The organism is Jiangella aurantiaca (assembly GCF_004349105.1).
In the GTDB taxonomy this organism is placed as follows: Bacteria; Actinomycetota; Actinomycetes; order Jiangellales; family Jiangellaceae; genus Jiangella; species Jiangella aurantiaca.
This window is the reverse complement of the sequence record NZ_SMLB01000015.1, coordinates 79,351-101,421: the sequence shown is the minus strand read 5'-3', so window position 1 is coordinate 101,421 and position 22,071 is coordinate 79,351. Positions and strand designations below refer to the sequence as shown.

25 protein-coding genes are annotated in these 22,071 nt (G+C 72.3%); 13 read left to right on the top strand and 12 right to left on the bottom strand.

The features are described from left to right. Positions 1-3 precede the first annotated feature (3 nt). On the top strand, positions 4-1,299 hold the full coding sequence (locus E1262_RS13400) for an RNA polymerase sigma factor (protein WP_132103634.1): 1,296 nt from the start codon (positions 4-6) through the stop codon (positions 1,297-1,299). Positions 1,300-1,325: 26 nt separating this feature from the next. On the opposite strand, the gene E1262_RS13395 is transcribed toward E1262_RS13400, so the two are convergent. Genes E1262_RS13395 through E1262_RS13385 form a run of 3 tightly spaced genes read right to left on the bottom strand, consistent with a single transcriptional unit; the run spans position 1,326 to position 3,340 of the window. Beyond that, entirely contained in the window at positions 1,326-2,021 is a 696-nt protein-coding gene (locus E1262_RS13395) for a hypothetical protein (protein ID WP_132103633.1), read from the bottom strand. Between the two features lie 49 nt (positions 2,022-2,070). Beyond that, positions 2,071-2,808: a hypothetical protein gene (locus tag E1262_RS13390; RefSeq protein WP_132103632.1), complete on the bottom strand. Its 738-nt coding sequence runs from the start codon at positions 2,806-2,808 to the stop codon at positions 2,071-2,073. Beyond that, on the bottom strand, positions 2,801-3,340 hold the full coding sequence (locus E1262_RS13385; protein ID WP_203453834.1) for an RNA polymerase sigma factor: 540 nt from the start codon (positions 3,338-3,340) through the stop codon (positions 2,801-2,803). The genes E1262_RS13390 and E1262_RS13385 overlap by 8 nt, the downstream gene beginning before the upstream one ends. 118 nt (positions 3,341-3,458) lie before the next feature. On the opposite strand from E1262_RS13385, the gene E1262_RS13380 reads away from it, so the two are divergent. After that, positions 3,459-4,310, top strand: coding sequence for a phosphoribosylaminoimidazolesuccinocarboxamide synthase (locus E1262_RS13380; RefSeq protein WP_132103630.1), 852 nt, complete (start codon positions 3,459-3,461; stop codon positions 4,308-4,310). Here E1262_RS13380 and E1262_RS13375 read toward each other — a convergent pair. The 7 genes from E1262_RS13375 to E1262_RS13345 form a co-directional block, all read right to left on the bottom strand. After that, positions 4,279-4,497, bottom strand: a complete 219-nt coding sequence (locus E1262_RS13375) for a hypothetical protein (RefSeq protein ID WP_132103629.1) — start codon at positions 4,495-4,497, stop codon at positions 4,279-4,281. The genes E1262_RS13380 and E1262_RS13375 overlap by 32 nt on opposite strands. Positions 4,498-4,511: 14 nt before the next feature. Then, complete coding sequence (locus tag E1262_RS13370; protein ID WP_132103628.1) at positions 4,512-5,210, bottom strand: DNA alkylation repair protein; 699 nt, start codon at positions 5,208-5,210, stop codon at positions 4,512-4,514. A 279-nt stretch (positions 5,211-5,489) separates the two neighbouring features. Next, entirely contained in the window at positions 5,490-6,536 is a 1,047-nt protein-coding gene (locus tag E1262_RS13365) for a 2-hydroxyacid dehydrogenase (RefSeq protein ID WP_132103627.1), read from the bottom strand. After that, positions 6,533-7,987 carry an FGGY family carbohydrate kinase gene (locus tag E1262_RS13360; protein ID WP_132103626.1) on the bottom strand — a complete coding sequence of 485 codons (1,455 nt, stop codon included), beginning with the start codon at positions 7,985-7,987 and terminating at the stop codon, positions 6,533-6,535. Before E1262_RS13360 ends, E1262_RS13365 begins: the two co-directional genes overlap by 4 nt. Positions 7,988-8,002: 15 nt before the next feature. After that, positions 8,003-8,788: a DeoR/GlpR family DNA-binding transcription regulator gene (locus E1262_RS13355; RefSeq protein WP_132103625.1), complete on the bottom strand. Its 786-nt coding sequence runs from the start codon at positions 8,786-8,788 to the stop codon at positions 8,003-8,005. Next, a complete protein-coding gene (locus tag E1262_RS13350; protein ID WP_132103624.1) occupies positions 8,785-9,402 on the bottom strand; it encodes a histidine phosphatase family protein in 618 nt (205 codons plus the stop codon). Before E1262_RS13350 ends, E1262_RS13355 begins: the two co-directional genes overlap by 4 nt. A 4-nt stretch (positions 9,403-9,406) precedes the next feature. Next, the gene (locus E1262_RS13345; protein ID WP_132103623.1) at positions 9,407-11,059 is read right to left on the bottom strand and encodes an FGGY-family carbohydrate kinase; all 1,653 of its coding nucleotides are present in this window, start codon (positions 11,057-11,059) and stop codon (positions 9,407-9,409) included. 203 nt (positions 11,060-11,262) lie between these two features. Here E1262_RS13345 and E1262_RS13340 point away from each other — a divergent pair, with 203 nt between their 5' ends. The 7 genes from E1262_RS13340 to E1262_RS13310 all read left to right on the top strand — a co-directional run bounded on the left by E1262_RS13340 (position 11,263) and on the right by E1262_RS13310 (position 17,753). Next, a complete protein-coding gene (locus E1262_RS13340) occupies positions 11,263-12,072 on the top strand; it encodes a DeoR/GlpR family DNA-binding transcription regulator (RefSeq protein WP_132103622.1) in 810 nt (269 codons plus the stop codon). A gap of 160 nt (positions 12,073-12,232) precedes the next feature. Beyond that, positions 12,233-13,276, top strand: a complete 1,044-nt coding sequence (locus tag E1262_RS13335) for a carbohydrate ABC transporter permease (protein ID WP_203453833.1) — start codon at positions 12,233-12,235, stop codon at positions 13,274-13,276. After that, positions 13,273-14,097, top strand: a complete 825-nt coding sequence (locus E1262_RS13330; protein ID WP_132103621.1) for a carbohydrate ABC transporter permease — start codon at positions 13,273-13,275, stop codon at positions 14,095-14,097. The genes E1262_RS13335 and E1262_RS13330 overlap by 4 nt, the downstream gene beginning before the upstream one ends. 32 nt (positions 14,098-14,129) lie before the next feature. Continuing rightward, a complete protein-coding gene (locus E1262_RS13325; RefSeq protein ID WP_132103620.1) occupies positions 14,130-15,536 on the top strand; it encodes an ABC transporter substrate-binding protein in 1,407 nt (468 codons plus the stop codon). A 5-nt stretch (positions 15,537-15,541) separates the two neighbouring features. Then, positions 15,542-16,234, top strand: a complete 693-nt coding sequence (locus E1262_RS13320) for a glycerophosphodiester phosphodiesterase (protein WP_203453831.1) — start codon at positions 15,542-15,544, stop codon at positions 16,232-16,234. Further along, entirely contained in the window at positions 16,231-17,304 is a 1,074-nt protein-coding gene (locus E1262_RS13315) for a phage baseplate protein (RefSeq protein ID WP_132103618.1), read from the top strand. Before E1262_RS13320 ends, E1262_RS13315 begins: the two co-directional genes overlap by 4 nt. Before the next feature lie 113 nt (positions 17,305-17,417). Further along, positions 17,418-17,753: a YnfA family protein gene (locus tag E1262_RS13310; protein ID WP_132103617.1), complete on the top strand. Its 336-nt coding sequence runs from the start codon at positions 17,418-17,420 to the stop codon at positions 17,751-17,753. Here E1262_RS13310 and E1262_RS13305 read toward each other — a convergent pair. Next, a complete protein-coding gene (locus E1262_RS13305; RefSeq protein WP_203453830.1) occupies positions 17,728-18,270 on the bottom strand; it encodes a GNAT family N-acetyltransferase in 543 nt (180 codons plus the stop codon). The two genes, E1262_RS13310 and E1262_RS13305, sit on opposite strands and share 26 nt — an antisense overlap. Before the next feature lie 107 nt (positions 18,271-18,377). Further along, on the bottom strand, positions 18,378-19,172 hold the full coding sequence (locus E1262_RS13300) for an ArsR/SmtB family transcription factor (RefSeq protein ID WP_132103616.1): 795 nt from the start codon (positions 19,170-19,172) through the stop codon (positions 18,378-18,380). A gap of 129 nt (positions 19,173-19,301) precedes the next feature. Between E1262_RS13300 and E1262_RS13295 the strand changes: the two genes are divergently transcribed. The 4 genes from E1262_RS13295 (at position 19,302) to E1262_RS13285 (ending at position 21,824) form a co-directional block, all read left to right on the top strand. Beyond that, complete coding sequence (locus E1262_RS13295) at positions 19,302-20,099, top strand: alpha/beta fold hydrolase (RefSeq protein WP_132103615.1); 798 nt, start codon at positions 19,302-19,304, stop codon at positions 20,097-20,099. A gap of 532 nt (positions 20,100-20,631) precedes the next feature. Then, entirely contained in the window at positions 20,632-21,198 is a 567-nt protein-coding gene (locus tag E1262_RS13290; protein WP_132103614.1) for a hypothetical protein, read from the top strand. Positions 21,199-21,258: 60 nt separating this feature from the next. Beyond that, positions 21,259-21,423 carry a hypothetical protein gene (locus E1262_RS30315; protein WP_162605267.1) on the top strand — a complete coding sequence of 55 codons (165 nt, stop codon included), beginning with the start codon at positions 21,259-21,261 and terminating at the stop codon, positions 21,421-21,423. After that, a complete protein-coding gene (locus E1262_RS13285) occupies positions 21,423-21,824 on the top strand; it encodes a type II toxin-antitoxin system VapC family toxin (protein ID WP_132103613.1) in 402 nt (133 codons plus the stop codon). Before E1262_RS30315 ends, E1262_RS13285 begins: the two co-directional genes overlap by 1 nt. The last annotated feature ends 247 nt before the right edge of the window (positions 21,825-22,071 follow it).

The window sequence follows — 22,071 nt, the reverse complement described above, 5'->3', positions numbered from 1 at the left end:
GCGGTGAGCGGGTGGGCGGCCGGCCCCGGGACGGATCCCGCCGAGGCGGTTTTCCGCGAGGAGTGGGGCCGGCTGCTCGCCACGCTCGTCCGCTGGGTCGGCGACTTCGACCTGGCCGAAGAGGTGGCGGCCGACGCCATCGCGGCCGCGGTCGAGCGCTGGCCGGTCGACGGCGTGCCCGACCGGCCGGGCGCGTGGTTGCTGACGACGGCGCGCCGCCGGGCGGTCGACATCCTGCGCCGGCGGCAGAACTACGCCGCCAAGCTGGCCGTGCTCAAGGTCGAGGCCGAGCGCGACGAACTGGTCCGGCTGTCCGCGCCGGCCGACGATGCCGGCCCCGACGTCATCGGCGACGACCGGCTGCGGCTGTTCTTCACCTGCTGCCATCCCGCGCTGAGCGCCGAGGCGCGGGTCGCGCTGACGCTGCGGTACCTGGCCGGGCTGTCGACGGCGCAGGTGGCGCGGGCGTTCCTCGTGCCCGAGGGGACGATGGCGCAGCGGCTGGTGCGGGCCAAGCAGAAGATCGGCGTGGCGGGCATCCCGTACCGCGTTCCGTCGGCGACGGAGCTGCCCGGCCGGCTGCCCGCCGTGCTCAGCGTGGTCTACGTCGTGTTCACCGAGGCCTACGCGGCCAGCAACGGCGCCGCGTTGATCCGGCCCGAGCTGGCCGACGAGGCGATCCGGCTGGCCCGCATCCTGCACCGGCTGCTCCCGGCCGAGGCCGAGGTCACCGGTCTGCTAGCGCTGCTGCTCCTGGTCGACGCCCGGCGCGAGGCGCGCGTCGACGGCGCCGGCGACCTCGTCCTGCTCGACGACCAGGACCGGTCCCGCTGGGACCAGGGCAAGATCGCCGAGGGCCGGTCGCTGGTCCTCGACGCGTTGCGGCACCGGCCGCCCGGGCCGTACGCGCTGCAGGCCGCCATCGCGGCGGTGCACGACGAGGCGCCGTCGGCCGGGGCGACAGACTGGCCACAGATCGTCGGCCTGTACGACGTTCTGCGCGCGACCGCCCCGTCCCCGATCGTCGACCTCAACCGCGCCGTCGCCATCGCGATGGCCCACGGCCCGGCGGCCGGGCTGGCGCTGCTGGACGACCTGGCGGCGGGCGGCGCATTGGACCGGTTCCATCCGCTGCACGCCGCGCGCGGCCGGCTGCTGGACCGGCTGGATCGGCCGGCGGAGGCGGTCGCGGCCTACCGGCGTGCGGTCGAGCTGTGCGGGAACGACGCGGAGCGGGCGTTCCTGCTTCGCTGCCTCGCCGCTGCCGAGCAGCGCGCGCCCTCGGCGGGCGACGGCTGATGCCGGCGATCGCCCGGTCTGGTCGGTCAGGCCGACGGGCCGGGGACGTCGACCAGTTGCCACCGTCCGCCCTCGCCGCCCTCGCGCCGGCGGCGCAGCCAACGGTCGCCGAGCACGCCCACCACGATCCCGCCGGCCACCGCCGGTAGTGCCCACGTCGCGGCGTCGATCGCACTGTCACCCGGCGGCGGGGCCGCCTCCCCGGCCGCGGCCGCCGCCTCGGGATCGCCGGCCGCCGCCACTTCGTCCGGGTCGGCCACGGCCGGCCGCAGCCCGGTCCGTCCGATCAGCCCCAGGTCCGCCATGAGGTCCGCGAGCGCCTCCGGGTCGTCCGGCCGATGCCAGAGACCGGCGTCGTCGAACTCGATCGGGCCGGCGCCCATCGCCTGGGTGGTGTGCACCCACTCCGGCAGCCCGTCGCCGTCGAATGTGATGCGGTCGACTCGCCACGGCTGCACGTCGTGGACCATCCACGTGACGACGATCTGGTCGCCGCCGACATGGGGTGGTGCTACGCCGCGATCCGGCGCGGCGACCGGCTCGGCGTCCAGCTGGGTCATCAGCGTCGTGTACGCCTCGTCCGTCGTGTACAGGGACGCGGACAGGCCGGTGGACGGCGACACCAGCAGCACGCTGGTGGGTCCGCCGGCCGACGCGGGTGCGGCGGCGACCACGAGGGCGCCGAGGACGAGGGTGACGGCGGCCGGGCGGGCGAGGCGCATGACGGCTCCAGCTGGTCGGTGGTCGTTGCGTCGACTACACCGGCCGGGCTCAGCCGGTTCCCAGCGCCGACGCGGCGATCTCGACGGCGTGGTCGCGGCCGGCGCCCTCGAGCCGGAAGGTGACGCCGTCGTCGACCCACACCAGCGTCGGGCCCGCGACGCGCGCCGACTCCGTCCGCTCGGTGCCGTCAGGGGCCAGCAGCACCAGGTCGTGTGGCGTGCCGAACCACCAGGCGTCGCGGCCGTCGACGGTGAGCATGGTCGCCGTCGAGCCGAGCAGCGCCGTCTTCACATACAGCGGCGACAGCGGGTCGGCCACCTGGTCCAGCCGGATCGTCTCGGGACCGTAACCCCAGGTCAGCGACAGCACGCGGCGGTCGGCCGACACCTCGACGCCGTCCGGCGGGCCGAGCACGGGCGGCACGACCGGAGCGAGCCCGGTCAGCTCCGCGGCCCTGTCGACCGAGAGTCCCGCGGCCGCCTCCGGTGGCGCGGACGCCGACGGCTGCGACGGGCCGGGCCGGACGGCGACCGCGCCGATGCCGAGCAACTCACCGACGGCGGCCCGTACCGGCGGCGTCAACCCGAGTGCCACCAGCACCGCGAGCGCGACGACGGCCAGCCGGCGACGGATCGGTGTCCAGCGCGCGGGCGCCGGCACGGGCGCCGTCCGGAGCCGGTCCAGCACCGCGGTCGCGACCGCGGCCGGCGCGGGCGCGTCGTCGTCGATCGCCGTGCCGAGCGAACGGCCGAGGGCGCGCAGCTCGCGGTCGAGGGCGTCATGCATGGTCCACCTCCTGGGCCTGCGTGGGCGCCAGCTGGCTCCGCAGCCGGCGCAGCGCCCGGTGCAGCCGCGACTTCACCGTGCCCCGCGGCCAGCCGAGCACCGTCGCCGTCTCCTCCTCGTCCAGGTCGAGCAGGTACCGGCAGGCGACGACCCGCCGCTGTGGCTCGGGCAGCGTCCGGAGCGCGGCCAGCAGCTCCGCCCGCCGCTCGGCCGTCAGCGCCGACGCCGCCGGGTCGTCGACGGCAACCGCCGCCGTCGCGGCGCCGAGGACGAACGACCGGTCCGCCGCCGCCCGGTACCGGCGATCCGCCCGGGTGGCGTTGCGGGCCTCGTTGAGCACGATCCGCAGCAGCCACGGCCGGAACGGCGCGCCGTCGCGGAACGTGCCGATGCTCCGGTACGCCTTGACGAACGCCAGCTGGACGACGTCGTCGGCGTCCGGCCCCGCGCCCGCCACGACCGCGAGCCGGCGTGCGTCGGCGGCGTGCCGGCGCACGAGGACGGCGTACGCGTCGGCGTCTCCGGCGCGCACGCGGGCGATGGCGGCCTGCTCGGTCTCGTCGGCGATGGGTTCGGTCCTCGCTGTCGTCGTTCTGCTGTTCCTACACCGCGCGGGCCGCCCTGGTTCCCGTCTGTGCTAGAACGGCGCCGTGCAACCACTCCACAAGGGCAAGGTCCGCGACGTCTACTCCGACCGGCCGGGCGAGGTGATCCTCGTGGCGTCCGACCGCGTCTCGGTCTACGACGTCGTGCTGCCGACGCCGATCCCGGACAAGGGGAAGGTGCTGACGGCGCTCTCGCTCTGGTGGTTCGACCAGCTGGCCGACGTCGTCCCGAACCACGTCATCTCCGCCGACGACGTGCCCGACGAGTGGCGCGGCCGGGCCATCCGCTGCCGTCAGGTCGAGATCCTCCCGGTGGAGTGCGTCGCGCGCGGCTACCTCGCGGGCTCCGGCTGGACGTCGTACCAGGAGTCCGGGACGGTGTCCGGGGTGGAGCTGCCGCCCGGCCTGGTCGAGGGCAGCCGGCTGCCGGAACCGATCTTCACGCCGACGACGAAGACGCCGCCTGAGCTCGGCCACGACGAACCCATGACGTACGACGAGGTCGTGGCGGTGACCGGCGACGCGGTGGCGGCGCAGCTGCGCGACACGACGCTGACGCTGTACCGGCGGGCGGCGGAGCTCATGGAGCAGCGCGGCATCCTGCTCGTCGACACGAAGGTCGAGTTCGGCCTTGCCCCCGACGGCACCCTGGTCCTGGCCGACGAGGTCATCACGCCCGACTCGTCCCGCTTCTGGCAGGCGTCGCAGTGGGAGCCAGGCCGTCGCCAGGTCTCTTACGACAAGCAGGTGGTGCGCGACTGGGCCCAGGACCTCGGCACCTGGGACAAGACCCCGCCCGGGCCCGCCATCCCCGACGACGTCGTCGAGAAGACCCGCGCCGTCTACGTCGAGATGTACGAGCGCATCACCGGTCGGTCCTGGTCGGAGCGGCCCTAGCGGCGTCCGCGGCGGCCCGCGGGTCGGCCAGCTCGACCAGCCGCCAGTGCGTGCCGTACCACTTCGCGTACGGGTGCGTGCCGGCGGGGAAGTCCAGCAGCGCCCCGGCCCGCGGGCTGTCCATCGGGTCGGCGTCCGGGTCGCCGGCGAGGCGTCGGACCGCGGGGTCGGTCCAGGTCCGGACCATGGGCGTCGCCGCCGCTAGCGGAGCGCGCGATAGTGCTCTCGCTGTGAGGGGTCGAGGTGCTCGATCGCGTAGCGGAGCATGACGCGCGGCATCGCCGCAGCGTGCTGCTCCAGGAACGCCCGCAGCCGGTCGGGATCCTTGTCGCCGGCCGCGCGTAGCCAGCCGCCGGTCGCCTTGTGGACGAGGTCCTCGGGGTCGTCCAGCAACAGCTCGGCGATGGCGAATGTGTCGCCGACGTCGCCGGTCCTGATGAAGTACGCCGTCGCGGCGATCGCCGTCCGCCGCTTCCACCGGTTCTCCGACCGCGCCAGGTCGTACAGCACGTCGCGCGGCTTGTCCGCCAGGTACCCGCCGACGACATACGGCGCCGCGAGGTCGACCAGGTCCCAGTTGTCGATGCGGTCGTGGCGGCGCAGGTAGAGCTCGTACAGCTCGCGGCGCCGGTCTGCCGGGGTGCGCTTGCGGCGGGCCTGCTTGTCCATGACGCTCAGCGCGCCGGCCCGCAGCTCGTGGACGTCGGACTCCAGCAGCCGCTCGAGCTCGGGCGGCGGCAGCTCGATGAACTCCTTGGCGAGCGCGAACACCGTCCCCATGCGCACGCCGATGAACTCGTCGCCGCCGTCCTTGAAGTAGCGCTGGAACTTGCGCCGCTCCTCGTCGTCCTGATGCTCCCGGAGCCGCCGCTCGAACTCCCCCGCGTCGATGTCGGCCATGTCGCATCGTAACCATTCCCGACCGGGCCACCGCCGCAGTAGCTTCGCAGGCCACTCGGGCTGAGAACGCGCGCGGGTGGGGTCGGATTCTCTCCCCCGTTGATCTTGGAGTTGTTCGGCCATTCCGGGGTGATATGTCCGACAGATGGCCGTACAACTCCAAGATCAACGAGAGGGCGGGCCGATCACGGTCATCCCGAGGAGCTCAGCGGCTGGTGTCCGGCATCGAGTCCGCGTAGCTGGCCGGCCGGCCGACCGCCTCGCCGCCGCCCCGCTCGGTCAGCCCAGGACGGCGGGGTTGACCAGACCGGGCGGCCGGTCGCCGGCCAGGAAGGCGGCCACGGCGGCCGCGCCCAGCTCGGCGGCGCGGTGGGCGGTCTGCCGGGTCGCGCCGGCGAGGTGCGGCGTCATCACCACCCGGTCCGAGCGCAGCAGCGGCCAGTCCGCGGACGGCGGCTCGGCCGGGAAGACGTCGAAGCCGGCGCCGGCCAGGTGGCCGCCGGCCAGCGCCGCCGCCAGCGCGTCGTAGTCCACGAGGCCGCCGCGGGCAGAGTTGACCAGGTAGCTGCCCGGCCGCATCGCCGCCAGCGCGGCCGCGTCGATCATCCCCGCGGTCTCCGGCGTGAGCCGCGCGTGCAGGCTGACGACGTCGCTGCGGGACAGCAGCTCGTCCAGGCCGACCGGCGTCACACCGTCCGGCAACTCCGAGGCCGCCACGAAAGGGTCGCTCACCAGCACGTTCGCGTCGAACGCGAGCAGCATCCGCGCCACCCGCCGGCCGATCGCGCCGTAGCCGACCAGGCCCACCGTCGACCCGCCCAGCTCCAGCCCGCACTCGTCGTAGGCGTAGAGGTCGCTGCGCCACTCGCCGGCCGCGACGGTGCCGTGGATGCGCGGGATCGCCCGGACCGTGCTCAGGATCAGCGTCAGTGCGTGCTCGGCCGCGGCGACGGCGTTGCGGCCGGGCGTATTGCACACCAGCACTCCGCGCTCGCTGCAGGCGTCGACGTTGACGTTCACGGGGCCGCCGCGGGTGCAGACGACCAGCCGCAACGACGGCGCCGCTGCGAGCACGCGCGCGGTGACCGGCGCCATCTGGGTGACGATCACCTCAGTGTCGCCGGCCAGCGCGACCAGCTCGTCCTCGACGTCGGAGGCCTCGTCGACCTCGGCGACTGGGCCGAACGGGACGAGCGGCCAGGGCAGCTCGAGCGTCCGGAACTCCGGCGCGGCCGCCGGTGCCGACGCGGCCACCGCCGCACGCAGCCGGTCGGCCAGCAGGTCGTTCCGGACGAAATGGTCCCCGGCCAGCAGGATCCGGCTCATGGGTTCCCCGCCGATGCGTGCGCCCAGGTCTCCCGTGCGGCGGCGACGCGGGCGAGGTAGGCGGCGAACCCGTCGTCGTAGTGCGCCCGCTGCGCGGCCGCCGGCTCGACGGTGTGCGCGGGGACCGGCCAGCCGGGCGTCTCGCCGCGCGCCTCCAGCGCCGACAACACCGCACCGTAAGCACCGGCCTGTGGCACGTCGACGACATCCAGCGGCCGGCCGAGCACGTCGGCGAAGAGCTGCGTCCACGCCGCGCTCTGCGCACCGCCGCCGCAGACGGCGAGCCGCCCGGTCAGCCCGGCCGCGTCGAAGCAGTGCCGGGCCGCGTACGCCAGCCCTTCGCACAGCGCGCGCACCATATCGGCTCGCGACGTCGCCAGATGCAGCCCGTCGAACCGGCCGCGCGCCGACGCCTCGACGAACGGCGCCCGCTCACCTGACGCGGACCAGTACGGCAGCACCGTCACGCCGCGGGCGCCCGGCGGTGACTCCGCCAGCAGCTCCGCCAGCGCCGACACCGGCGCCCCGACCAGCCGAAGTAGCCAGTCCAGCGACGCCGTGCCGACCATCGCCGGCATCGCCCGGATCCACCGCTCCGGCTGCCAGGTCGCCAGCAGCAGGCCGGCGCGGTGCGGGATCGGGCCCGGGTCGGACGTGACGACCTGGCAGGCCAGCGTGGTCCCGATGATCAGCAGGCCGTCGCCGGGATCGACGGTGCCGCTGCCGCGGGCCGACGCGAGCAGGTCGTACGGCCCTGCGCTCACCGTCGTCCCGGCCGGCAGTCCAAGCGCACCGGCCGCGGCCTGCGTCAGCACGGCCGCCGGACCACCAGGGCCGACGATCGGCGGCAGCAGGCCGCGCCGGTGCTCCAGGCCGGTGAGCCGCAGGACGTCGTCGGACCAGTCGCGCGTCCGCGGGTCGAGGAACGGGTACGACGCGTCGGACAGGTCGATGGCGCGGACGCCGGTGAGCTGCTGGAACACCGTGCCGACGCAGTGCGTGGCGGTGGCGGCGCGGTCGAGGACGTCCGGCTCGTCGCGGTCGAGCGCGGCCAGGATCGCCGCCGACGCGCCAGGGAACAGCATGCCGCCGTTGCGCGCGAGGACGGCGTCGGCGGTGCCGTCGCGATCCCACCGGCGGACGATGTCGGCGGCGCGGCCGTCCAGCCAGGAGGCCGCCGGCCGCACCGGGACCCCGTCGGCGTCGGCCAGCCAGCAGCCGTCGCCCTGCCCGGTGAGTGCGACCAGGTCGGGCGGGCCGGACAGCTCGGTGGCGACGGCCCGGACCACGCTGGTCACGGAGGCGACGACGGCGTCGGTGTCCTGCTCGACCCGGCCGTCGTCGCCGTGCACCAGCTCCGTCGGGACGCTGTGCACGCACAGCTCGGCGCCGTCGTCGCCGTACCCGACGGCCTTGGTCAGCGTGGTGCCGATGTCGACGCCGATGTACATGCCGCCTCCTCGCGGTCAGGGGGTGTCGAGCGGTGCGACGTGGATGTTCACCCGGCGATCGCGCAGCGCCCGGACGACGTCCGCCGGCGTGCCGCCGTCGACCACGACGTCGTCGAAGTCGGTGAGCAGCGCCAGCTGGTGTAGCGCGGTGCCGCCAAGCTTCGTGTGGTCCATGAGCAGCACCTTGCGGTTCGCTGAGCGCATCATCGCCCGCTTGACCAGCACGATCTCCTGCTCCTGGTGGTAGGTCAGCCCTCCCGACGCCGCCGACGTCGACGTCAGCAGCACGTCGGCGCGCAGCGACTCGATCGCCTCGATGCACGGCACGCCCAGGAAGGAGTCGTGCGTCGGGTAGTACTCGCCGCCGAGTGCGATCAACCGGACCCGGTCGGCCCGGCTCATGGCGTTGATGACCTGCAGGAAGTTGGTGATGACGGTGAGCGGCGCGGCGTCGGCGAGCAGCTCGGCGACCCCGAGCGTCGTCGTCGAGTCGTCCAGCATGACCGCCATGCCGGGCTCGACGAGGGTGCGCGCGAACCGCGCGATGGCGGCCTTCTCGGCCCGGGCGGTGCGCAGCCGGTAGGCGACGTTGCTCTCGAAGACGCTGGAGGGCTGCGCGCTGACGCCGCCGTGGAACTTGCGGACGACGCCCTGGCGCTCGAGTTCGTCGAGGTCGCGGTGGACGGTCATGAGGCTGACGCCGAACGCCTCGGCCAGCTGGCTCGCCGTGACCGAGCCCTCGCGCAGCACATGGTCGGCGATGAGGTCCTGGCGGGCACCGCGCGTGGTCCGGCCGGTCATCGGCGTGGCGCCTGGTTGTAGTGGTCGAGCGTGACGACGCCCGATGCGGCGTCGAAGCTCAGCTGCGTCGTCGCGGTCGGGTCGAGGCCGCGCAGCACGGTGCGGTAGGAGCGCAGCGGGATGCCGGTGAGGCGGCAGACGACCAGCCGCATCAGCGTGTTGTGGCAGACCACGAGCACCTGCTGGTCCGGATGGCGGGCGGCGATCTCGCGCAGCGCCTGCTCGGCGCGGTCGGCGGCGGCCTCGGGATGCTCGCCGCCGGGCAGGTGGTGCGTGACGGGGTCGCGCACGAACGCGGCGGCGGCGTCGGGGTCGGTGGCGCGCAGCTCGGCGAGGGTGCGGCCCTCGGCGTGGCCGAAGTCCAGCTCGCGCAGCCGCGGGTCGGTGTGGACGGCGAGCCCTGTGACGGCGGCGACGGCGGCCGCGGTCTGCTGGGAGCGGAGCAGGTCGGAGGCGTAGAGGGCGTCCGGCGGCTCGTCCTTCGCCCACGCCGCGAGGGTCTCGGCCTGCGCCCGGCCGACCTCGTCGATGCCGATGTCGCTGGAGCCGGTGTAGCGGTTGCCCTCGTGCCAGGGTGTGCGGCCGTGCCGGAGCAGCGTGATGGTGGTGGTCATGGGTCTACCTGCCCAGCCGGTGCGCGGCGGTCGTGGATGGGGTGGCCGGTGTGGTGCCGTGCGGTGCCGGGGCCGCCGGCGTGGCGGCGGCGCGGTGGCCGGCCGGATCGAGGTAGCCGTACCGGATCAGCTCCGCGACCAGCCGGTCGTAGCCCGTGGAGAGCCGTTCGTGGGCGTCGAACCGCGGTTCGACGACCCCGCGGCGGGTGACCATGGCGGCGGCGCGCTGGGTGACCGTGACCGTCGCGTCGGCGGAGTGACCGGCGGCCGAGGCGAGGATGGCCATGCCGAACGCCGGCTCCGGAGTGCGCGGGATGACCAGCGGCCGGCCGAGCACGTCGGCGCGCAGCTGGTTCCAGTAGTCGCTGCGAGTACCACCACCGGTGATACGGATATCACCGTCGACGGGAGCGCCGAGCGCGGCGAGCCGCTCGAAGCACAGCCGCTCGACGTAGGCCACGCCCTGGACGACGGCGGCGTAGCGTTCCGCCCGCGACGACGTGGTGCCGAGCTCGAACCTGGCGGCGTCGGGCCGGACGAACGGGAACCGCTCGCCTCGCGCCGTCAGGGGATAGATGACGGCGCCGGCGGGCTCGTACCGCCGGCCGGCCTCGGCGGCGAGCGCCTCGAGGTCGTCGTCGGCGAACTCGCCGGCCACTGCGCCCGCTCCGACGTTTGAGGCGCCGCCGGGCAGCCAGCCGCCGTCGGGGTGGCGGTGGCTGTAGACCGCGCCGGCGGGATCGTCGATCAGCGTGAGCGAGACCCCCTTCAGCACCAGCGTCGTCCCGAGGACGGAGTTCCAGGAGCCGGGGGTCAGCGCGCCGGCCGCGATCTGCGCCGCGCACCCGTCGGTCATCCCGGCGACGACCGGGGTGCCGGCTGCGATGCCGGTGTGCTGGGCGGCGGCCGGCGTGACGGCCCCCAGCGTGGTGCCCGGCGGAACGACCGCGGGGAGGGTGCCGGGATCCACGCCGGCGGCGGCGAGGAGCCGCTGATCCCATCGGCCGGCGACCACGTCGTAGCCGGACTTCAGCGCGTGGCTGCTGTCGGTGTCGACCCGGTGCCCGACCAGCGCGGCGGCGATGACGTCGGCGCTGTGGACGACGTGGCGGCCGGAGAGCCCGGTGGTCGTGTGGTGCCGGAACAGCCAGTCGATCTTCGGCAGCGCCCAGGACAGCTGCACCGCGGTGCCCCGACCGCTGCCGCCGGCACTCACGTTGCTCGAGCCGGCGGCGCCTGGGCCGGCGGTCTCGGGGGCGGCGGCGCCGTACGCGGCGTCCAGTCGTTCGTGCAGGCGCGCCAGCTCGTCGACCGCACGGGCGTCGTCGTACATGAGGGCGGGGGTCAGCGGCGTGCCCCGGTCGTCGCCGAGGAGGACGGTGCCGGAGGTGCTGCACACGGCGACCGCGCCGACGGCGATCCGCCGCTGCTCCGGCGCGAGGGCGGCGAACGCCTGCCGCGACGCCTCGCCGACGGCGTCCCACCACTGGTGCGGGTCCTGCTCGTGCCGGCGGCCGCCCGCGCTGTTCCGATGACTGGTGAGCCGTGCGGACCCGAGCGCCAGCACCCGGCCGGTGTCGTCGGCGAGGAGGACGCGCACGCTCTGGGTGCCGAGGTCGATGCCCACCCAGATGACGTCCGCCGGCCTCGGATCCATATGCACCCCGTCGCATCGATGTCTGCGCGCTGCCGCCCGCACGTTATCGCATAGATAACACAGCTAGTTGTTAAACATAACCCATCCAGCGGTGGAACGCGGCTGTGCGCACCAACCTCCGGCCGCTCTGGGCCACTTCCCTTGTGGGCCTCGCCGCCGCCTGGGACCTCGCGGTCGGCTTGCCGCTGAGCCAGACTGTTCGCATGACGCCGCCCACCCGTCCCGCCGACCCGCCGTCGCGACGCACGCTCGCTCGCGAGGCGCGGCAGCAGGCCATCGTGTCGCATGTGGTCGCCCACGGGGTCGCCTCGGTCGCCGAGCTGACGGAGCTGACCGGCGCGAGCGTCATGACGGTCCACCGTGACCTCGACGAGCTGGCCCGCCGCGGCGTCGTGCGGAAGTTCCACGGCGGCGTCTCCGCGCAGCCGTCGACGGTGTTCGAGAGCAGCTCGGAGTACCGCGTCCGGGTGCAGGTCAAGGAGAAGGAGGCGCTGGCGGCGGCCGCGCTGGGGATGATCGAGCCGGGCATGTCGATCATGCTCGACACGTCGACGACGAACCTCTTCCTGGCCCGGCGGCTGGGCGACCTGCGGCTCGGACCGCTGACCGTGGTGACGAACTACCTGCCGATCATGCAGGTACTGAAGACGATGCCTGATATCCACCTGATCGGCGTCGGCGGTGACTACAACTCGACCCACGACGCGTTTCTGGGGATGAGCGCGATCGAGGCGATCGGCGCCCTCACCACCGACATCGTCTTCCTCAGCACGTCCGCGATGACCACCTCGACGACGTATCACCAGGAACCTGACATCGTGACCGTGAAGCGCGCGATGATGGCCGCCGGTCGACGACGTGTTCTGTTGATGGATCCCACGAAGCTGAACCGCACCGCGCTGCATCGACTGGCACCGACGTCGGACTTCAACGTCGTGGTCGTGAACTCCGCGGCAGGGGATCGTATGATGGCTGACCTGCGCGAACACACGATCGTCGTGCCTGCGGCCTGATCGGTCGCGTCGCCGGCGGGGCCCTGGTTGCCGGCCGGTCGTCGGGCGGCCGCTTGCCGTTCATCTCTTCGTAGAAGTTAAGTCTATCGTTCTTCGTGTTAAGTCTGTTACGGTCACTCGCACCAAGTCCGATTGCGACCGTCATGTCGGGAGGGCGTTCGTGACCACCACCACCGCCGCCCGGCGGGGCCCGGGCGACGAAGCCGGGGACAACGAAGGCGCCGGCGCAGGCACCACCAACACCAGCGGCGCGGCCACCGCGGCGGCCGGTGGGAGCGGCGGCACCGCGCCCACGCCGCGACCGCGCCGGCGCCGCCGGCACCACTGGCGCCGGCGCCGCAAGGAGTACCTGCTCTTCCTGCTGATGATCTCGCCGAACCTGGTGATCATCGGCACCTTCGACTACTGGCCGGTCATCTACAACGCGTGGTTGAGCCTGACCCGCTGGAACATGATCTCCGGCGTCCCGCGCTACGTGGGACTGGAGAACTACCAGAACCTTTTCACCAGCTCGAGCTTCCACGGGATCCTGCTGAACACGCTGACGTTCAGCGCGGCCATCGTCGTCGGCAGCGTGGTGCTTGGCCTGGCGCTGGCACTGCTCTTCGACCAGAAGCTGCGCGGCCGGGGGATCGTCCGGACGGCGGCGTTCGCCCCGCACATCGTGAGCGGCGCCGCCGTCGCGACGCTGTGGTTGTTCATCTTCGACCCGGCGTACGGGCTGACCCGGGTGGTGCTGGACCCGTTCGGGATCGAGTCGCCGCGGTGGGTGAACGACGCGGACTGGGCGCTGATCGCGCTGGTCATCGCGTACCTGTGGAAGGGTCTCGGGTTCGTCGCGATCGTCTACCTGGCCGGGCTGCAGAACCTGCCGGAGGAGCTCTACGAGGCGGCCCGGCTCGACGGCGCCGGCACGTGGACGACATTCCGGCGGATCACGCTGCCGCTGCTGTCGCCGGTGACGTTCTTCGTGCTGGTCACGTCGATCATCGGCACCTTCCAGGCGTACGACATGATCGCCGTCCTCACCGACGGGGGACCGGGCGACGCCACGACGACGCTGTCGTGGTACGTCTACCAGCAGGGCTTCCGCGCCTCCGACGCCGGCAGCGCCGCCGCGGCCGCCATGCTGCTGTTCGTCATCCTGCTCGTCGTCACGGGCCTGCAGACCAGGTTCGTCCAGCGCAAGGTGCACTACGCATGAGCGCCGCGCGGCTGCGACGGGTGCTGCTGTACGCCGGCCTGGTGGCCGTCGGGCTGTTGTTCATCGGCCCGCTGTACTGGCTGTTCTCGTCGGCTCTCAAGGAATCGGGTGACATCTACCAGTTCCCGCCTCGCTGGCTGCCCGGCTGGCACATCGAGAACTTCGCCGAGGCCTGGCGAGCCGCGCCGTTCGGCGACTTCTTCGTCAACTCGCTGATCGTCACGGCGGGCGGCGCCACCATCAAGCTGGTCAACGCCACGCTGACGGCGTACGCGTTCGTGTTCCTGCGCTTCCCCTACAAGAACGTGATCTTCCTGGCGATGCTCGGCGCCCTGATGGTGCCGAACAACGTCACGCTGATCGTCAACTACATCACCGTGTCGAACCTCGGCTGGGTGAACACCTACCTGGGCCTCATCGTCCCCAGCGCCGGCTCGGTGTTCGGCATGTTCCTGCTGCGTCAGTACATGCTCACGCTGCCCGGCGACGTCGTCGAGGCGGCCCGGGTCGACGGCGCCGGCCACCTGCGCATCATGTGGCAGGTCGTGCTGCCGATGTGCAAGCCGATGCTGGTCACAGTCGGGATCATCGCTGTCGTCGACATGTGGAACGACTTCATCTGGCCGCTCATCGTCACCAACACCGTCGAGATGCGGACGCTGCCCATCGGACTGCTCTACCTGCGCTCCACCGAGGGCTACTCCAATTGGGGAGCGATCATGGCCGGCACGGTGATGGTCGCGCTCCCGATGCTCATCCTCTTCCTCGTCGCCCAGCGGCAGATCACCCGTGGGCTGACCGGCGGGGCCGTCAAGGGCTGACGGCCCGCGAGCCACGAAAGGACGCTCCAGACATGCGACACCGCACCGTTCTGCGACCCTCCCGACCGAGCCGGCGCGACTTCCTCGCCATGGCGGCGGCCGCCGGGGTCGCCGTCCCGCTGCTCGGCTGCGCCGGCGGCGTCACCGACGACGGCGGCAGCGACGACGGCACCGGCGACCCCGGCGGCAACCTCGACCAGGTCGACGTCAGCCCGCCGTCGCAGTACGCCGGGCGCGTCAACGTCGCCATGTGGAGCGCCATGGGCGGCGTCAACGGCGAGGCGCTGGCCGCGCTGGTGGAGAAGATCAACCAGTCGCAGCAGGACGTCTACGCCGAGGTGCAGTTCCAGGGCCCGTACGCCGAGTCCGCGCCCAAGCTGACCGCCGCGCTGCGGGCCGGCGCCGTCCCTGACGTCATGATGCTCGCCGACACGTTCTGGGGCCGGTTCCTCATCAACGACGCCCTCGAGCCGCTGAACGGTTACTTCGACGACGACTTCGGCCGGGACGACTACGTCGAGGCGCTCTACGACGAAGGGCTGGTCGGCGACGAGCTGTACTGGCTCTCCTTCGGCCGCAGCACGCCGCTGTTCTACTACAACAAGAACGTGTTCCAGCAGGTCGGCCTGCCCGACCGCGGCCCGGAGACGTGGACGGAGCTGCGCGAGTGGTCGTCGGCCATCTCGCAGCTCACCGTCAACGGCCAGCCGCTCAAGGCGCACGCGTTCACCGGCGACGACGACTGGCAGTTCATGGCCGCGGTCTGGCAGTTCGGCGGCCGGCTGTCCGAGGGCCTGGACGTCACCATCGACACCGGCGGCGCCGTCGACGCGGCCCGCTGGCACCAGCAGTACATCTTCGAGGACGGCTACGGCTACCTCGCGCAGGCGTCGGGCACGGACTTCGGCACGGGCGTCGTCGCCACGACGATCACGTCGACCGGCGGGCTGCGCGGCATCTACGAGGCGGCCGCGAGTGCCGGGTTCGAGGTCGGCACCGCCTTCCTGCCGAAGGAGGTGGCCAGCGGCGTCCCGACCGGCGGGATGGGGTTCTCGCTGCTCAGGGGCGCCGCGCAGGAGCGCAAGGACGCCGCGTTCCAGCTGCTGAAGTTCCTCGGACAGCCGGAGAACGCCGCCGAGTGGACGCTCGCCACCGGCTACCTGCCGATCGTCAAGGCGTCGATGGACGTGCCGGAACTGGCGCAGACCCTGGCCAGCGACCCCAACTTCAGCGTCGCCGTCGAGCAGCTTCCCGAGGCGCAGGCGAGTGACGCGATCCGGTCCTACCTGCCCAACGGCACCGACCTCATCATCAGCGGGCTGCAGCGCGTCTACAGCGACGGCGGCGAGGACCCGCAGGACGTTTTCGACGAGGTCGCCGAGCAGCTGCGGCAGGGCGTCGAGGACATCCGGCCCGCCTACGAGAAGTACTTCGGGTGATGGCGATGAGCGTGTGCGCGCACCGCGGCTCGCCGTCTGTGCTGCCGGAGAACACGATCGGGTCGTTCCAGCGGGCGGTCGACGAGGGCGCCGACGAGATCGAGCTGGACCTGCGGCTGTCCGCCGACGGCCGGCTCGTGGTCATGCACGACGCCACGGTCGACCGGACGACGGACGGGACCGGCGCCGTCGCGGAGCTGACGTTCGAGCAGCTCCGGACGCTGGACGCCGGCGGCGGCGCGCGGATCCCGTCATTCGAGGAGGTGCTCGACGGCGTCGGGGCGCGGCTGCAGGTCGAGATCAAGGCGCCGGAAGCGGCAGGGCCGCTGGCCGCGCTGCTGCGCGACCGCCCGGACGACCTCACCCGCATCTCGCCGTGCTGCTTCGACCCGGACGTCGTCGCCGATCTGGTCCGGCTGTTCCCGGCCGCGCCGGTCGGGTTGATCGCCTCGGGCGGATCCGCCGAGGCGCTGGACCGCGCCGTCGAGCTCGGGGTGTCACGGGTGCTGTTCGGCTGGTCCGGCACGGACCGCGCGCTCGTCGAGAAGGCCCAGGACCGCGGCCTGGAGTTCAGCATCTGGCTGGTCAACACGCCCGAGCAGCTCCGCGACGCGCAGGCGCTGGGCGTCGACGGGTTCACCACCGACCACACGGCCGTCATCGCGGCCGAGCTCGCCCGCAGCGGGGAGGCATCGTGACGGAGCTCTCGCGGCGGGCGTTCGTCCGGCTCGGCGGCGCGGCTGCCGGGGCAGGCGTCCTGGCGGCGACGGCAACGACGGCGGGCGCGGCGCCGGGCGCGCCGTCGTTCGACCTGTCCGCGCCGGCCGAGCCGTTCCTCGTGAACGTCGGCCTGCACGACCGGCGGACCATCATGCAGTCGTTCGCCGTCGACAGCGCCGGCGACCACGTCTACGTCGTGCAGATCACCCAGGGCGGCACCGTCCTCCCGGGTGACGCGCCCGGCGACGCGGAGTACGCACGTCGCGCTGCCCGCGGCGACCTCACGCTGTCGAAGCTCGATCTCGCCGGGAACCTGCTCGGGCACATGTACCTCAAGCGGTTCGGGCACGGCGTCGCGATCGGCGTCGAGCGGACGGGCCGCGACGTGCACCTGTGGACCGAGGTCGACGCCGTCACCGAGGGCACCAGCGGGTGGGGGACCCGGCTGCTGCGGTTCCCGTTCGCCGACGGCGCCGTCGTCGACGCCGCCTCGACGCCGGGCCTGCAGCGGCGCGAGCTGCTGCCCGGCGTCGACCGCACCACCTGCAACGTCGACCCCGTCCACCGCACGCTGGTGATGCGGTACCGCCGCGACGGCGCGTTCCGATTCGCGCTGTTCCACCTCGACGACGTGCGCCAGGAGCGGTCGGCGTACCGGCCGATCGCCGACATCGCCCAGCCTGCGGTGCTCAGCGGCGGCCCGGTGTTCCAGGGCTACGCGACGTACGGATGTGATCTTTACCTTTTCGACGGGCAGATCTACAGCGAAACCAACCCGCCGGAAGGGAAAGGTAACGCGCACCTGACCCGGGTCGACTGGCGGACCGGCGCCGTCATGGAGCGCGTGCGCACCACCGACGGACACGAGTTGCACCGCCGCGAGCCGGAGGGCCTCAGCGTCTGGCTGGCGTCGCCCGGACGCCGGCCGACGGCGCGGCTCGGGTTCGCGTTCGGGACCAGCCTCACCGCCGATCCCGCCGACGACCGGCTCTGCACGATCCTGACCAAGCCGCTCAGCGGGCCGATGGCGACGACGACCTGGGAGTAGGTCGGCGACTGGGGAGACCGGGCGGATCGATCAGCTGCATGGGCATGGCGGCAGCCTACGGACGGCCACCGACTGCGTCCCGGCGCCGGCGCCCGGCCCCTAGGGTGGCCGCCATGACCATCGTGCGTTCCATCGCCCTGTTCGCGCTCGCCGCGGTCGCCGAGATCGGCGGCGCCTGGCTGGTCTGGCAGGGCGTGCGCGAGCATCGGGGCCTGCTGTGGACGGGCCTCGGGGTGGTCGCGCTCGGCCTGTACGGCTTTGTGGCCACGCTGCAGCCGGACGCGAACTTCGGCCGCGTCCTCGCTGCGTACGGTGGCGTGTTCGTCGCCGGTTCGCTGGCCTGGGCGATGATCGCCGACGGCTTCCGGCCGGACCGTTACGACGTGGTCGGCGCGCTGATCTGCCTCGCCGGCGTCGCGGTCATCATGTATGCGCCCCGTCACTCGTGAGCTCGTAGATGGTCTCGAGGCCGTCTCCGTCGTCCCACTGCTCGCCGACCTCGACGAACCCGTACTGCTGCACGAGGTTGCGCGACGCCAGGTTGGTGGGGCTGACGGTGGCGCGGACGACGCGCACCTGCGGGTCGTGGGCGGCGCGGTCGAGCATCAGCTCCAGCGCGGCCCGGGCGTAGCCCCGGCGGCGGTGGGCGGGGTCGATCGCGTAACCGACCTCGACCCGGCCCTCCTGGTCGGGCGGACCGTGGAACCCGGCACGCCCGACGGCGACCTGGCGGTCGTCGTCCCAGACGATGCCGGTGATCCAGGCGGCACTCGCGGGATCGGTGGCGACCTGCTCACTGCGCATGCGCCACACGCTGCTCCAGTGCGGGCCGGCGCAATACGGCGTCAGCTCGACCGGCGACTCCTGGTTGGCAGCGACGAGATCGCCGGCGGCGAGCGCCGTCAGCGCCGCCTCGTTCAGCTGCACGATGCTGATGTGCTTTGGTTTCACCATCACTTCGGTCATCGGGGCACATCGTGCTCGCCGCCACGCTTGAACACAAGGCGGCGCGTTCCGGCGTGGCGGCGAGCACTCAGCGTGTGCCGGTCGGCGCGGCCGCCGTCGTCGCTGGTTCAGGCGTTGGACGGGAGCGGCTCGCCGGTCTCCAGCAGCGTCTTGAGACTGGCGATCAGCTCCGGCCAGCCGCCGCTGACGTCCTGGAGGACCTGGCTGCCCGGCTGGAAGCCGTTGTGGATCACGGTCAGCCGGACCATTTCGCCGCGCTGCTCGAGGTTGAAGGTGACCTTGGACCGCTGCTCCTTCGCTGACGCCGCGACCTTCTCGGGGTCGAGTCCGTGCGCGGCGGCGAACTCCGGCGTGAACGTGTGCCAGGTATAGGACAGCCGGCGGTAGGGGTCGGCCTCGAGCACTCGCTGCTCGTCGTCGGCGATCGTCGCGCCCGCCTCGTGCCAGACCATCGGCGAGCCGGCCTGCCAGTCGGTGTCGAAGGTGGCGCCCCAGTAGCGGCTGGTGAAGGCCGGGTCGGTCAGCGCCTGCCAGAGCTTCTCCGGCGAGGTCTTGATGTAGGTGGTGTAGGTGAACTCGGTCTCGCTCACGGGAACGGCCTCCAATGCCGTCTTGAGGTCGGCGAGCGCCTGGACGCGCCCGCGGTGGTACCGGCTGATCCAGCGGTCGGCGATCGCGTTGATCGGCTCGGCGTTGAGGAAGTGGTGCTTCTCCCGGCCGCGCTTCTCGGTGGTCACGAGGCCGGCGGCTTCGAGGAGGGCGAGGTGCTTGCTGACCGACTGACGGGCCATGTCCAGGCCCGCGCACAGCTGGCGCAGCGTCTGGCCGTTGTCGCGGTTGAGGCTGTCCAGCAGCGCCCGCCGACTGGGGTCGGCGAGCGCCCTGAACACGTCGTCGTCCAACGCGGTGTCCTTGCCTGTGGATAGGCAGCTTTTTGGCTGCCTTTTCTGTAGTTCGAGAATAGGCAGCCGCCTGGCTGCATGTCAACTCCGGTGGGACGATGGTCTGGTCGGCGGGGTGGGGTGACGGCGATGCGGCCGGTGGGCGTGGGCGAGGTGACGCTGGCGGTCTGGGACGAGGGGACCGGCAAGCCGGTCGTGTTCGTCCAGACGGCGCTGACGGCCGACGAGCTGCGGCCGTTGTCCCACGCGCTGCGGCCGTCGTTCCGGACCGTGCTCTATCACCGTCGCGGCTACGGGCGAAGCAGCCCGACGAGTGGTCCTGGCTCGATCCGGCGGGACGCCGCCGACTGTGTCCGGCTGCTGGACGCGTTGGAGATCGCCCGGGCGCATGTCGTCGGCGTCTCGTACAGCGCCGCGGTGGCGCTGCAGCTGGCCGCGGATGCGCCGGGCCGCGTGCTCAGCATCGTGCTGATCGAACCGCCACCTGTCCACGTGGCCTCCGCGCCGGACTTCCGTGCCGCGAACGAGCGGCTGATCCGGACTCGCCGGCTGCACGGCGCGCGTGCGGCCCTGGACGAGTTCCTCATCCTGGTGATCGGCTCGTCCTGGCGTGCGGACGTCACGCGGCGCCTGCCTGGCGCGGCCGTCCAGATGGAGCGTGACGCCTCGACGTTCTTCGACACCGACCTGCCCGCGGTGCTGTCCTGGTCGTTCGGGCCGGCGGAGGTCGCTCGCGTGCGGTGCCCGGTGCTGCACGTGGCCGGCTCGGAGAGCGGCCCGTGGTTCGCCGAGGTGCGGGCGCAGGTGCTCGAGTGGTTCCCCTCCGCAGGGGACGTGGTCGTGCCCGGCGCGGACCACTCGCTGGCCATGACGCACTGGCGCCAGGTCGCCGCCGCCGTCGAGCCGTTCCTCCTCGCCGTGTCCTGACGGCCGACGGGTCAGCACCCTGGACATCTCCCTGAGAACGCCGCGCGACGCACCCGGAACCGGGTTGATCATGGAGAAGAGCCCCTTTCGCTCGCCTCGAAAGGGGCTCTTCTCCATGATCAACTTCACGGCGGCGGACGGCGGACGGCGGACGGCGGCCGGCGGACGGCGAGTGGCAGCTTCCGGCCGAACAGCGCGGCCGCGCGAACGAGGCCACCGCGGGCATGAGCTGGACGGCCGGGCCGGGCGCCGGTCCGATGTGGAGCGGGTGACGGGAATCGAACCCGCATGACCAGCTTGGAAGACGGGCACGGTTGGGTGTTTGCGCAGGTCAGCGTCTTTCGGGAATTCGTTCATGGTCTGTTCTGCCTGGGACGATCCGCGATGTTGTTCGCCCTCGGGCACGTAGCGGGCACGGCTCGCGGCCCTCCTATGGTTCGGATCCGCCTCATTCTTCAGACGCCCCCGCCGGGTGCGGGAACACCCGGACGGGGACTTGATCCACCACCAGAGACACCCTGGAGGAAGACCCGTGGTTACCGTACCGACCCCTGAGAAGCGAGAAGAGATCGCCCGTGCGCCGTTCGTCCATCCCGAGGTCGGGGAGATGGTGGCGTACCTGGATACCGAAGGTCCGATCATCGACGTGCAGGTGAAGCCCGAAGAGTCGGACATGTTCTGCGAGTTCACCCTGACGCCGCTGGAGGCGCGCGAGCTGGCCGAGAGTCTGCGGACGATCGCGGACCAGGCGCAACGCGCGGGCTGGACGCGGAAGATGCTGGCCGACGTACGCCGGCACTACCTGCCCGATGCGACCGACGACGAGATCCGGGACCGGCTGGACGCGTTGACCGAGCGGCTGGGGGAGCGCATCCACGGCTTCCGCGGGCAGCTGTCCAGCCAGGCCGGCCGTCAGCTCCTGGCCGAAGATGCCGCTGCCGCCGCGGGCCAGGCGTCGGGCGCGCTGGGTGAGGTCGTCGAGCAGCTGGCGCAGCTCGGGCAGGTGTCCGGGCGGCTGGTCGAGGCGCAGAAGGCGTTCACCGACCTGGAGCGTCTGCACCGGGCCTCCATCGACAATGCCGGCATCCGTAGCAAGTAGCAGTCGAGTGTGAAAGTGCAGCTAGGAGGCGTGCGAATGGGTGTCCGCTACCATGGGGGCATGACGGTTCCGGCGTTCAGCGATCCGGCCATTGTGGTCACCGCGACGCCTGCCGACCCCGAGCGGGAACGTGCGGAGTGGCGGGCGTGGTGGTCCACCCTGCCCGCGGTCGAGCGGGACCGGCCGGCGGCTGACGTGCTCGCCGAGATCCGCGACGAAGACTAGTGCCGCAGCGGTACGTCCTCGATGCCTCTGCCGGTGTCGAGATCCTCAATCGCACGCCTTCTGGCCTGGCCCTGACCGCGCACACGTTCCGCCCAGGGGCCGAGGAATGGACCGTGGATCACTTCTACGTCGAGGTCGCCAAGGTGATCCGCCGTGACGTGCTCCGTGGCGTCATCACCGACGCCCAGGCAGGAACGCTCGTCGATGGCCTGGTTCGCTGGCCTCTGTCGGTTACCCAGTCCGCACCGCTGCTGCGCGACGCCTGGACGATGCGGAACAACATCACCATCCACGACGGCCTCTACGTCGCCCTCGCCCGCCACCTTGGCGCGACCCTCGTCACCGCCGATCGGAAGCTCGCCAAGGCTCCGGGCATGGCCATCCCCGTCATCGCGCCATAGGTGTTGCTCCCAGGACGCGGAGCGCGCCAAATCTTGGCGCTCTCAGCGTTCACCAGCGGTCCTGCTCGCCGGGCGACGGGTTGTGGCACGATCTGATGCATCTAGGCAGCTCGGCCAGGCTGCTCGAGCGAAGGCCTGGTTCCTAAGCGATGGGAGATCGTCTTGACAGTCGCGGACCGAGAACTTGGCGAAGAAGACGATACTGAGAACATCGAGTCGTCTGAGCGCGAGCGACGCCTTATCACCC

Coding starts and splice junctions, on each gene's coding strand:
- E1262_RS13395 (WP_132103633.1), bottom strand. CDS start 2,021: ATGCGCCTCGCCCGCCCGGCCGCCGTCACCCTCGTCCTCGGCGCCCTC.
- E1262_RS13390 (WP_132103632.1), bottom strand. CDS start 2,808: ATGCATGACGCCCTCGACCGCGAGCTGCGCGCCCTCGGCCGTTCGCTC.
- E1262_RS13375 (WP_132103629.1), bottom strand. CDS start 4,497: ATGGTCCGGACCTGGACCGACCCCGCGGTCCGACGCCTCGCCGGCGAC.
- E1262_RS13370 (WP_132103628.1), bottom strand. CDS start 5,210: ATGGCCGACATCGACGCGGGGGAGTTCGAGCGGCGGCTCCGGGAGCAT.
- E1262_RS13365 (WP_132103627.1), bottom strand. CDS start 6,536: ATGAGCCGGATCCTGCTGGCCGGGGACCATTTCGTCCGGAACGACCTG.
- E1262_RS13360 (WP_132103626.1), bottom strand. CDS start 7,987: ATGTACATCGGCGTCGACATCGGCACCACGCTGACCAAGGCCGTCGGG.
- E1262_RS13355 (WP_132103625.1), bottom strand. CDS start 8,788: ATGACCGGCCGGACCACGCGCGGTGCCCGCCAGGACCTCATCGCCGAC.
- E1262_RS13350 (WP_132103624.1), bottom strand. CDS start 9,402: ATGACCACCACCATCACGCTGCTCCGGCACGGCCGCACACCCTGGCAC.
- E1262_RS13345 (WP_132103623.1), bottom strand. CDS start 11,059: ATGGATCCGAGGCCGGCGGACGTCATCTGGGTGGGCATCGACCTCGGC.
- E1262_RS13340 (WP_132103622.1), top strand. CDS start 11,263: ATGACGCCGCCCACCCGTCCCGCCGACCCGCCGTCGCGACGCACGCTC.
- E1262_RS13330 (WP_132103621.1), top strand. CDS start 13,273: ATGAGCGCCGCGCGGCTGCGACGGGTGCTGCTGTACGCCGGCCTGGTG.
- E1262_RS13325 (WP_132103620.1), top strand. CDS start 14,130: ATGCGACACCGCACCGTTCTGCGACCCTCCCGACCGAGCCGGCGCGAC.
- E1262_RS13320 (WP_203453831.1), top strand. CDS start 15,542: ATGAGCGTGTGCGCGCACCGCGGCTCGCCGTCTGTGCTGCCGGAGAAC.
- E1262_RS13310 (WP_132103617.1), top strand. CDS start 17,418: ATGACCATCGTGCGTTCCATCGCCCTGTTCGCGCTCGCCGCGGTCGCC.
- E1262_RS13305 (WP_203453830.1), bottom strand. CDS start 18,270: ATGACCGAAGTGATGGTGAAACCAAAGCACATCAGCATCGTGCAGCTG.
- E1262_RS13295 (WP_132103615.1), top strand. CDS start 19,302: ATGCGGCCGGTGGGCGTGGGCGAGGTGACGCTGGCGGTCTGGGACGAG.
- E1262_RS30315 (WP_162605267.1), top strand. CDS start 21,259: ATGACGGTTCCGGCGTTCAGCGATCCGGCCATTGTGGTCACCGCGACG.